This window comes from Microbulbifer mangrovi, assembly GCF_002009015.1.
GTDB lineage: Bacteria > Pseudomonadota > Gammaproteobacteria > Pseudomonadales > Cellvibrionaceae > Microbulbifer > Microbulbifer mangrovi.
On the sequence record NZ_LZDE01000190.1, the window covers coordinates 1 to 6,913 of the forward strand.

Sequence of the window (6,913 nt, forward strand, 5' to 3'; positions counted from 1 at the left end):
GACCTGGATTTTGATACCAATGGCGATGGTGTACTCGATAGCAATGATACCTACTGGAACGCGGGTGAGGGCTGGCAGCCTATTGGCGACTGGGAGTATCCATTCACGAGTTTGTTTCAGGGTAATGGCCACCGAATCCAGAACCTGATGATCGCGCGCCCCAATCAGGATGATCAGGGCCTGTTTGGCATTCTTGAAAATGCTACCGTCAAGGAGCTGGGCCTCAGCGGGCCGTTAATGGCCATTGAAGGGGGGGGCACTGTGGGTGGTCTGGCGGGCTTCGCTCAATACAGTCAGATCATTGCGACCTATGCCAATGGTTCTGTGACAGGCGCTGGTGTTTATGTCGGTGGCTTGATTGGTGGTGGTTACTACACAGAAATCACGGGAAGCTACACCACTAGCTCCGTTGTTGGTGATCAACATGTTGGTGGTTTGGTCGGTGATAGTGATTACACGGGAATTACCGCCAGTTACGCCACGGGCTCTGCTTTTGGTAATGAAAATGTTGGTGGTCTAGTTGGCTCAAGTACTAATAGTCAGGTTGCAGGCAGTCTTTCCACCGCATATGTGTCCGCACGCGACCATGCTGGTGGTCTGATTGGGAACGCAAATCAAACCCCTGTCACTACCAGCTATTGGGCAAAAGATGTATCGGGAATAACGACTAGCGATGGTGGCACAGGGGTTACCCTGGTGGAGCTTCAGTGTCCCACCAGTGCCGACGACACCGCCTGTGCTACTGAGACACTCTATGAAGGTTGGTCCGACTATCAGGATACCAACGCTAACAGCTTTTGGGATTTTGGCTCTGAGAGCGAGCTTCCCGGTTTATATTTAAACGGCGCCGTTTATCGCGATGGCGATGGTGATGGTGCTCTCGACGCTAATGACGAATTTCCCACTCTCTTTGCGGCCAGTGTCGACAGCGATGGCGATGGCGCTATTGATCGCTGGACACCTGGATGCGATGTCGACTGTCAAATGGCCAGTGGCCTGGTATTAGATCAATTCCCCAATAATGCTGCCGTTGCACTCGATACTGACCTGGACGGTTTGCCAGACCAGTGGAATCAAGACTGCGACAGTGCCTGCCAATCCAACTCCGGCTTTGTCTTGGATGGTATGCCCGATGATACCGACAACGACGGGATCAATAATCGAGAAGATGACGATGATAACAATGATGGTATTAGAGATGCGGATGCCGACTCGGATGGCTTGATTGAGATCGGCTCGCTGGCAGCACTGGATGCTGTGCGATACAGCCTTGAGGGGGCAGGTCAGCGTTTAAGTACCGATGATGAATTGAACACCTCGGGTTGCCCAATTAATTCGTATGACGGTGTGTTGCAAATTCGTTGTCATGGTTACGAGTTGATCTCCGATTTGAACTTCGACACCAATGGCGATGGCGCCCTGGATATAAACGATGACTACTGGAATGGCGGCGAGGGGTGGGAGCCGATCGGCGACAGTTCACAGAATGGTTTTAGGGCTATTTTCCATGGTAATGGCCACCTTGTTCGCAACCTGATGATTACCCGTCCCGACGAATTCTATCAGGGTCTTTTCGGCCATCTATACAGTGCATCGATCAAAGAACTGGGCATGTCTGGTCCCTTGATGTCGATTCATGGTGCGTCGAACATCGGTGGCTTGGCGGGAGCGGCCAGAAATAGCCAAATCACCGCCACTTTTATTACTGGTTCTATTTCTGGTACTGGTTCTAACGTTGGTGGACTGGTTGGTTCTGCCAGTCAGACACAGATTACCGCCAGTTACGTTACCGGGCTGGTAAGCGGAAATCGTCGTGCTGGCGGTCTGCTGGGGGATAGCGATTCCTATAACGACCTCATTGCCAGTTTTTCCACAGCGTATGTCTCTGCAAGTTCATTCGCCGATGGGTTATCGAGCGGAGGTTCTGTCAGTGCGAGTTATTGGGCAGTGGATGCCTCGGGCATATCCAGCAGTCGCGGTGTCGGTACGGGCGTTTTGCTGGCGGAACTTCGCTGTCCTACTGGCGCTGATAATACGGACTGCGCGGATATTTCGCTGTATGAAGGGTGGTCCAGCTACCTAGATACCGCGGGTAATAATTACTGGGATTTTGGCAGTGAAACTGAATTGCCGGGGCTACGGTTGCGAGGCCGCGTACACCGCGATGGCGATGGCGATGGTGTTGAACAGGAATATGACGCTTTCCCCACACAGTTCGCCGCCAGTGTCGACAGTGATGGTGATGGAGCACCAGACTTCTGGAAGGCTGGCTGTGAAATCGAGTGTCGTGCTTCCAGCGGATTGGTTCTGGATCAGTTTCCTAATAATCCAGCTGCGTCTGTAGATACTGACCTCGATGGTTTGCCGGATCAATGGAACGACGACTGTGACAGTACCTGTCAATCTACCTCGGGTCTGGCGCTGGACAACGACAATGACAACGATGGCGTGTTCAATGAGGAAGACGCCTTCCCAATTAATGCGGCCGCTTCGGTAGATGCAGACAGCGATGGCCTTCCGGATACTTGGCTCGACACGTGCGACAGTGCCTGTCAGAGCGGATCGGGCTTGGTACTCGACAGTTCACCAAACGATACCGACAACGACGGCGTGGAGAACGAAGAAGATGATTTTTCCGACAACAGCGCCGCGTCAATAGATACCGACGGTGATGGCAAACCGGACGCCTGGCTGGAAAGCTGCGACAGCGCCTGTCAGTCTGGCTCTGGCCTTACGCTGGATGATGATAATGACAATGACGGCGTGGTAAATAATGAAGACGCCTTCCCGGTCAATGCAGCTGCTTCAGTGGATACCGATGGCGATGGCCAGCCTGACGCCTGGCTCGAAGCTTGCGATAGCGCATGTCAGTCCGCTTCAGGTCTGACCTTGGACGATGACAGCGACAACGACGGGGTGCTAAATGCCGAAGATGCTTTCCCGATAAATGCAGCTGCTTCGTTGGACACTGACGGTGACGGCAAGCCAGATGCTTGGGTTCTTGGGTGTTATACAATCTGTCAGCGGAACTCCGGCCTGACTCTGGACGACGACAATGATAATGACGGTGTGGTGAACAATGAGGATCCCTACCCAGCTGACCCCACACGTGTAATTGATGAAGACCCTCCCGTAATGCTCAGAGCGCCAGAGCCAATCAGTGTGGCCGCTACAGGCGAAACCACGCAGGTAAGCCTGAGAGTTATCCAAGCGTGGGCCAACGACAATTTTGACAACGAGCTGGAATTCGAAGTGGAGCTCGATGGCAACCTGCTGGTGCGCAACGATGAGCAACAGGTTTCTCTGCCAAGCGGGGCTCTGAGTCTGGACTGGTTCGCCGTGGACGATGCGGGCAACCGCTCCGAGCCTCTGCCGCAATCCGTCAAGGTTTACCCGCAAGTGCGCTTTACTCAAGGCGAGTCAACCACGGGCGAAGATCGCGAGGCGGAAGTGGCGGTAAGTTTGTCCGGCCCCTCCCCGGAATACCCCGTTACCATTATGGCGAGCTGGGTAGAATCAGAAAGTGATGCCACCGCTGCGGATGTTGTTACCGATGGCGATAATGCGGTAAACCTGAACGAACTAATTCTCACCATCGAATCTGCTGAGGATCTGGAAAATGCTGCGGTAGTGGTGCCCATTGTCGGCGATGATCTTGTCGAACCCGACGAGTATCTAACCCTCGAACTGCTAGCCGCCCTGGCAGGCAGTGATACCACCTTCGAAATGCCCATTGATGCCGATCACCAGCGCCACCGCCTGACAATTACCGACACCAACATTGCGCCGACGGTAACTATTTCGGCGGCGCAAAATGGCGAGCCGGCTACGGTATTTACCACCGATGCGGGTGACGTAACCCTGAGTGCCGAAGTGACCGACGTCAATGGCGGTGACAGCCACAGCTACCAGTGGTACACCAGCGAGCTGCCGGTGACACCGGGTGATGAGGCATCATTTACCTTTGATCCGCAATCGATGGCGGTGGGTGATTACAGTGTCAGTATTGTGGTCACCGATGATGGCAACCCGATGTTGTCCTCAGAAGAAGCGGAATTCACCTTCACCCTCAAGGACGCCGATGTCGCGGACGGGGGCGATGATGGTGACAATACCGATAGCGGCAGTAATGACGGTGGAGATGATAGCGGTGATGACGGCGGCGACGGTAATGATGACACTGACGATGGAATCTCTAGCGGCGGTGGTCAAACGCCGGTGCCGGAAGAAAGTGGCAACTCTGGCGGCGGCTCCAGCGGCGGCAGTACAGGCTTCTGGCTGCTGTGCTTGATGATGCTCGGCGGCCTGTGGCGCCGGAGAATGGCCCTTTAGAAGGCGTCTATTGATAACAAAAGCCGGTGGTAACCCCACCGGCTTTTTTCGTTTGGGTATACGATAGTGGCTAATTTTTAGGTTCGGGACTTTTGCAATGCCTGAGACGCTCTTGCTTTCGCCAAATCCAGCACTGCTGATCATCGATGTTCAACACGCAATCGATCACTTCGACAGCGGCTACCGCAACAATCCCGATGCAGAAAAAACCATCGCATTACTGCTGGATCACTGGAGGAATACCGGCCTGCCCATCGCCCACGTCCGCCACGCCTCAAAATTCCCGGAGTCACCCTACCACCCCGATTCACCCCATTTCGCGTTCAAACCGGAAGTGATGCCAGAGGGCGACGAACCGGTTTTCACCAAGTCGGAAAACTGCGCATTTATCGGCACCAGGCTCGAAGACTGGTTGAACGAACGGGGTATCAGTGAGGTGGTTATTTGCGGTGTGCTCACCAACAACTCGATAGATGCCACGGTGCGTGTGGCGGCGGGGCTGGGATATCGGGTATCGGTTCCCCAGGATGCAACCGCGGCTTTTCCGCTACAGCGGCTGGACGGCAAGTTGGTGCCGGCGGAGGATGTGCACTGGATCTTTCTGAGTAATCTGGATGGCGAGTACTGCCGCGCATGTTCCGCAGCAGAATTACTCGCGTCTTGTGGTAAATGACTGAATTGATCTAGCGGTAGAGGTAATTGTCCGGCAGGCCAAGGCGCTGACACGCGTGTACCGCCGGGCTCGACTTGAGCACAACCCGGTCTGCGATTCGCCCGCTGAATCGAATCAGTCCGCGCTGCCAGCTTTTCAAGCGCCAGCGTGGGGTGTCGAGCTGCAGGTACTGTCGTGTTTCCAGTGGTAGTATATCCACAGCAGCGCGTACCAGCAGGTGCTGGTAAGGACGCATGAGCAGTGGGAAAACCGGGGTGCTCAGCATCAAATGGAGGAATTCCTCGATGATCGCCGTAGGTTTCAGCTTGGACCGCATCTGCTCAAACATGGCCTCCTGTGCGCCGACGGAGTCCGGTGCGCCGACCGCCCCGTAAAGGTTCGCGGCGATAGCGCCCTCGCGGTAAACCGTGTCCTTCTCCTCCGCAGAGAGCGGCTTTACCAGCTGGCAATACGCCTCGAGAAAGCCGTAGCTGGCGGTGGCCTGCACCCAGTTCAGCAGTTCCTCGTCATTGGCGTTGTAGGTGAAGCCTTCCTCGGTAACGCCGGAGACTTTTCCGTGCATGCGGCGGATGCCGGCGATCATGGCTTCCGCTTTGCTGCGCGGCCCGTACACGGTCACCATGGCGGCGAGTCCGGTGCGGCGCAGGCGGCCCATGGGATCGGTGCGGAAGGTGGTGTGGTTCCACACGCCGTCGCGCACCCTGGGTTCCGCCAGCTCCAGAATGACGGCGGTGATACCACCGACAAACATGGACACCGGATTTTTGAAAATCCGCCAGGTGACCGAGTCCGCAGGGAGTAATGCTTCCTCTCCCTGCGGTTGCAGAAAGTCGAACCTGGGCCCGTCTTTCTGCGCACCTTCAATATGCTTCTTTACCAGATCCATCAGACTTGGATATTTCCTTGCAACGTTAAACCCTAAAAGTTGCCGCGCAACGTTAAGCCATAGGTACGGGGGTAGGATACGTAGGCATTGTAGTCTCCAGACTGCAGCGGTGAATCGAAGTGCACGCTGGCATAGCGGTTATCCGTGCAGTTCTGGCACCAGGCCGTGAGGGCCCAGTTGGCACTGTCTGAACGCACACCGATGTTGGCCGCGTATTCGCTCTGGCTGCTGACCTTCAGGTTGTTGGAAGTGTTGGAGTAGATGTCCGAGTTGAACACCATACCCACGCGACCGAACAGGTTGAGGTTGCTGGCGAGCGGGCGCTCGAAATCCAGCGCCAGGTTGGCGGAGAATTCCGGGGCCATGGCAAATTCGCGGTCGGCGAGAATACCGAGAACCGGGTCATTCCCGAAGCGCGCTTCCGCCAGATGGGTGAGGTCGAAGTTCAGTGCGAAGGTTTCGTTCAGCAGCAGCTGGTTTTCCAGCTCCAGGCCGTAGACGGTGGCTTCCGGTGCATTGTCCACGGTGAACTTGGTGCCCTGGAACTGCGCCAGTTGCAGGTCGGTGATGTCGTTGTAGAACACCGCGAGGTTGGTGCGCGCGCGGCCGCCCAGGTACTCGGACTTGAGGCCGATCTCGTAGCCGTCCAGGTACTCAGCGCGGTATGTCGGATCTTCCGGAATAGCGCCGGGTACTTCTTCCGGGTTGTTCAGGTTGGTACCGGCACCGCTGTTGTCGATATTCACCCCGCCGGATTTGTAGCCGCGGCTGTAGGAGGCGTAGGCCATCACCCGATCGGAGTAGTGGTACTGGGCAGAGAGAGAGCCGCTAAAGGCATCTTCACTGTAGTTGTCGTCAAACTCTGGTCCCGGCTGCGCGGTGAGCACGCGGAATACGGCGTTCGGGGCCGCGGTGAAAGCGTTGCGCAGCATGGCGCCGTTCTTTTTGTCGCGGGAGTAGCGCAGGCCGGCGGTCAGGCCCCATTTCTCGTTGATATCCAGGTTCCAGTGGGTAAAGGCCGC

Annotated in this window: 4 protein-coding genes; 2 read left to right on the forward strand and 2 right to left on the reverse strand. The window is 55.9% G+C overall.

Going from position 1 to position 6,913, the window contains the following annotated elements; genetic code table 11:
* Positions 1 to 237: 237 nt before the first annotated feature.
* Positions 238 to 4,332: a hypothetical protein gene (locus B4U49_RS19030; protein ID WP_420811457.1), complete on the forward strand. Its 4,095-nt coding sequence runs from the start codon at positions 238 to 240 to the stop codon at positions 4,330 to 4,332.
* Positions 4,333 to 4,429: 97 nt separating this feature from the next.
* Positions 4,430 to 5,005, forward strand: a complete 576-nt coding sequence (locus tag B4U49_RS01805; protein ID WP_078082874.1) for a cysteine hydrolase family protein — start codon at positions 4,430 to 4,432, stop codon at positions 5,003 to 5,005.
* Positions 5,006 to 5,015: 10 nt separating this feature from the next.
* Here B4U49_RS01805 and B4U49_RS01810 read toward each other — a convergent pair whose 3' ends face one another.
* On the reverse strand, positions 5,016 to 5,891 hold the full coding sequence (locus tag B4U49_RS01810) for an oxygenase MpaB family protein (RefSeq protein WP_078082875.1): 876 nt from the start codon (positions 5,889 to 5,891) through the stop codon (positions 5,016 to 5,018).
* A gap of 32 nt (positions 5,892 to 5,923) precedes the next feature.
* Positions 5,924 to 6,913, reverse strand: a 990-nt coding sequence (locus tag B4U49_RS01815) for a TonB-dependent receptor domain-containing protein (protein WP_143735471.1), incomplete at its 5' end; no start/stop codon positions are given.